Source organism: Acidovorax sp. SRB_24 (assembly GCF_012931925.1).
Window position 1 is genome coordinate 22,654 of the sequence record NZ_MWOM01000006.1, and the last position, 4,258, is coordinate 26,911.

4 protein-coding genes are annotated in these 4,258 nt (G+C 68.6%); 1 reads left to right on the forward strand and 3 read right to left on the reverse strand.

What is annotated here, in order from left to right; all coding sequences use genetic code 11:
- Positions 1–152: 152 nt before the first annotated feature.
- Positions 153–569 (reverse strand): YbaN family protein, encoded by a 417-nt coding sequence (locus B2J89_RS03245; RefSeq protein WP_169167797.1) that lies wholly within the window; start codon positions 567–569, stop codon positions 153–155.
- A 130-nt stretch (positions 570–699) separates the two neighbouring features.
- On the opposite strand from B2J89_RS03245, the gene def reads away from it, so the two are divergent.
- Positions 700–1,239 carry a peptide deformylase gene (gene def, locus B2J89_RS03250; protein ID WP_169167798.1) on the forward strand — a complete coding sequence of 180 codons (540 nt, stop codon included), beginning with the start codon at positions 700–702 and terminating at the stop codon, positions 1,237–1,239.
- Positions 1,240–1,263: 24 nt separating this feature from the next.
- Here def and B2J89_RS03255 read toward each other — a convergent pair whose 3' ends face one another.
- Both B2J89_RS03255 and B2J89_RS03260 read right to left on the reverse strand, forming a co-directional pair.
- On the reverse strand, positions 1,264–1,701 hold the full coding sequence (locus B2J89_RS03255; RefSeq protein ID WP_169167799.1) for a universal stress protein: 438 nt from the start codon (positions 1,699–1,701) through the stop codon (positions 1,264–1,266).
- Between the two features lie 232 nt (positions 1,702–1,933).
- Positions 1,934–4,258: [protein-PII] uridylyltransferase (locus tag B2J89_RS03260; protein ID WP_240964711.1), on the reverse strand; the 2,325-nt coding region annotated here is incomplete at its 5' end.

Genomic DNA, 4,258 nt, shown 5'->3' on the forward strand with positions numbered 1-4,258 from the left:
GGGCTCGAACCAGGGACCTACGGATTAACAGTCCGGCGCTCTACCGACTGAGCTATCGAGGAACAAGACTTAGATTATATACACAAAATGGAGCGCTTTTGGCCAGTTGCCGCATCCTCGGCTTCTTGTCTGCAGGAAGGGCGTCCAGCGCATCAACGCGGCTCCGGGCGATGCCACAGCCACACCAGCACGCAGGCCATGCATGCGCTGGCCAGGGCGGCGGCCCACAGGCGCGTGCCGGTGGCAAACAGCACGGCCGCGCACAAGGCCATGAGCACGGTGGCGCTCCATTTGGCCCGGCGGCCGACGCAACCCCCTTGGGACCAGTCGCGCAGCAGGCGGCCAAACAGCCGGTGTTGCCACAGCCACGCATGCAGGCGCGGCGAACTGCGTGCTGCCGCCCAGCCAGCCATCAGGATGAAGACCGTGGTCGGCAGGCCCGGCACAAACACGCCCACCACGCCCAGCACCAGGCACAGGATGGCAAAGGCCAGCAGCAGCCAGCGCAGCGGGGCGCTCAGGCGGCGGTGCGGCGGGACAGGAGCGGCGGGCGGGTGTGGGAGCGGCATGGCCGTGGCGGGCGGTGGACGAAGCCTTGGCATTGTGCATGGGCTTGGGCGCCTGGCCGCCTTCCCACGCGCGCGGCCAGCTATGCTGGCGGCCCAGGGCTGAACCTTTTCAGACGCATTTGCCGACACCATGACCCTCCACACCATCTTGAAAATGGGCGATCCGCGCTTGCTGCGCGTGGCCCAGCCCGTCACCGCGTTTGACACGGACGAGTTGCACCGCCTGGTGCACGACATGCAGGAGACCATGCGCGCCGCCAACGGCGCTGGCCTGGCCGCGCCGCAGATTGGCGTGGACCTGCAGCTGGTCATTTTTGGCTCGCACGAAAGCAACCCGCGCTACCCCGACCGCCCCCAGGTTCCGCCCACTGTGCTGCTCAACCCGGTGATCACGCCGCTGGGCGACACAGAGGAGGAAGACTGGGAGGGCTGCCTGTCGGTGCCCGGCCTGCGTGGCAGGGTGCCGCGCTGGTTGCGCATCCACTACCGCGGCCTGGACCCTTATGGCGACCCCATCGAGCGCACGGCCGAGGGCTTCCACGCCCGCGTGGTGCAGCACGAGTGCGATCACCTGCTGGGCAAGCTGTACCCGATGCGCATGCGCGACTTCACGCAGTTTGGCTACACCGAGGTCCTGTTTCCCGGCATCGACGCGGCCGAGGACGACTGAAGGCGGACACGCCCGCGCGGTGGCTCAGCGGTGCACCAGCACCGGAATCCTGCTGTGGGCCAGCACCTTTTGCGTTTCACTGCCGAGCAGGAAGCCTTCGACGCCGCGGCGCCCATGGGAGGCCATGAGGATCAGGTCGCAGCCCCGGTCCTGGGCCGCCTTGATGATGGCCTCGTAGGGGCGGTCGCTGGTGGTCATGACGGTGTCGCAGGCCACGCCTTCCTTCTGCGCTGCCGCCTGCACGTAGCCGAGCACAGCCTCGGCATGCGCCACTGCCTGCGTCTCGAACATGGTCTCCGTGTCCTTGAGCATGGCCGTGGTATAGCCCATCACGCGGAATTCCGGCATGGCATAGAAGCCCGTTACCTTGGCACCGAGTTCTCTGGCAAAGCGCATGCCACGGCGCACGGCGTCCTCGGACAGGGCGGTGCCGTCGGTGGGCAAGAGCAGGTGTTTGAACATGTCTTTCTCCGTTCGCGCGCGCGGGGTTGCGGGCGCCGCTTCGTGCCATGTTCTTATAGGCCGCAGTCCTGCGCAAAGCAAGCCGAGGCAGATGTTCGACCCCCCGCGGGGCACCGCCCTGCGCGGGGTCGGGGCGCGGCGTACGCGGTCGGCCCCGTCCCGTATTCCTATTGAAACGGCCGCAAACGCTTGCGTGGCAAGCGCTGGCAGCTATCAAATAGACACCTCTGCCTCAGGACGACAGCGCCTGCAGGACTTCGGTCTCGATCTGGATCTGCCGCGCGCTGTTTTGCAGTTCGGGGCCCTCAACCAGGAAGGTGTCCTCCACGCGCTCGCCCAGGGTGCTGACCTTGGCCAGCTGCACGCTCAGGCCGTGGCGCGCCAGCACGCGTGCGACCAGGTACAGCAGGCCTGCACGGTCGCTGGCCGAGATGCCCAGCAGCCAGAGCTGGGCCTTTTCATCGGGCCGCAGGGTCACGCGCGGTGCCACGGGAAAGCTCTTGGCGCGGCGCGAGAGGCGCCGCTGGCCGGGTTCGGGCAGGGGGCCGCCTTGTTCGATGGCGCGCGCGAGGTCGCTTTCGACCATGTGCATGAGCTCCCGGTAGTGCCCGGGCAGCGTGGCCGTGATGACCTGGAAGGTGTCGAGCGCATAGCCGTTGCGGGCCGTGTGCACGCGCGCGTCCAGGATGGAGAAGCCTGCGCGGTCGAAGTAGCCGCAGATGCGTGCAAACAGATCGGCCTGGTCGCTGGCATAGACCATGACCTGCAGGCCTTCGCCGGCCAGCGACTGGCGCGCGCGCACCACCGGGCGGGCCGTGCCCACATGGCGCGAGAGGTGGCGCGCGTGCCAGGCGATGTCGGCGGCCTCGTGGCGCATGAAGTAGCTCACGTCGAGCGTCTCCCACAGCGCGCGGTGCGCCCCGAAGGGCTGGGCGCTCAGGGCCAGCAGCACCAGCGCGTCGCGCTTGCGTGCCTCGACGGCGGCGGCCGCGTCGGGCGCGCGCCCGCCCAGGGCGCGCAGCGCCAGCTGGTACAGGTCTTCGAGCAGCTTGCCCTTCCAGGCATTCCAGACCTTGGGGCTGGTGCCGCGGATGTCGGCCACGGTGAGCAGGTACAGCGCCGTGAGGTAGCGCTCGTTGCCCACGCGCTGCGCAAACCGGGCGATCACGTCCGGGTCGCTCAGGTCCTGCTTCTGCGCCACCTGGCTCATGGTCAGGTGCTCCAGCACCAGGAATTCGATGAGCTGGGCGTCGTCGCGCCCGATGCCATGCGGGCCGTGCTGGCGGCAAAAGCGCCGTGCCTCGGCCGCGCCGATCTGCGAATGGTCGCCGCCGCGCCCCTTGCCGATGTCGTGGAACAGCGCCGCCACGTACAGGATCCAGGGCTTGTCCCAGCCGGCCGCGAGCTGCGAGCAAAACGGGTACTCGTGCGCATGCTCGGCGATGAAGAAGCGCCGCACGTTGCGCAGCACCATCAGGATGTGCTGGTCCACGGTGTAGACATGGAACAGGTCGTGCTGCATCTGGCCGACGATGCGGCGAAACGGCCAGACATAGCGCCCCAGCACCGAGGTCTGGTTCATCAGCCGCATGGCGTGCGTGAGGCCCGAGGGCTGCTGCAGGATGCGCATGAAGGCGGCGCGGTTGACCGGGTCGCGGCGGAACGTGCTGTCCATGACGGCGCGCGCGCTGTAGAGCGCGCGCAGCGTGCGCGCCGAGAGGTTCTGCAGCGCGGCCGAACTCTGGAAGAGCAGAAAGGTTTCGAGGATGGCGTGCGGGTCGCGCTGGTACAGGTCGTCGCTGGCGACGTCGATCATGCCCGCCTTGTCGAAGAAGCGCGCGTTGATCGGCTGCGGCGGCCGCGCCGGCGGGTTGAGCCGCTCCTCGATGTTCAGCAGCAGGATCTGGCACAGCTGCGTCACCGCCTTGGCGGCCCAGTAGTAGCGGCGCATCAGTGTCTCGCTGGCGCGCATGGGCAGGCGCTGGCCGTCGGGCGTGAGCGAGCGGTAGCCAAACGACTCGGCCACGGCAGTCTGCAGGTCGAACACCAGGCGGTCTTCGCGCCGCCCGGCCAGCACATGCAGGCGCGCGCGGATCGCGCAGAGCACGGCTTCGTTGCGCGCGATCTGGCGCACCTCGAACGGCGTGGCCAGGCCGCTGTCGGCCAGTTCCTGCCAGGTGCGGCCCAGGCCCGCCGCCTGCGCCACCCACAGCACCATCTGCAGGTCGCGCAGGCCCCCGGGCGACTCCTTGCAGTTGGGCTCCAGCGCGTAGGGGGTGTTTTCGTACTTGTTGTGGCGCTGGCGCATCTCCAGCGTCTTGGCGACCAGGAAGGCCTGGGGGTCCAGGTGCGCACGGTATTGGTGCTGGAAGTCGGCAAAGAGCGCGGCATTGCCGCACAGCAGGCGCGCCTCCAGCAGCGAGGTACGCACCGTCACGTCGCGGTCGGCCTCGGCGATGCACTCGGGCACGGTGCGCACGCTGGAGCCGATTTCGAGGCCGGCGTCCCAGCAGCTGCGGATGAAGGATTCGACCTGGCCGTTCAGCGCGGCGCCGTC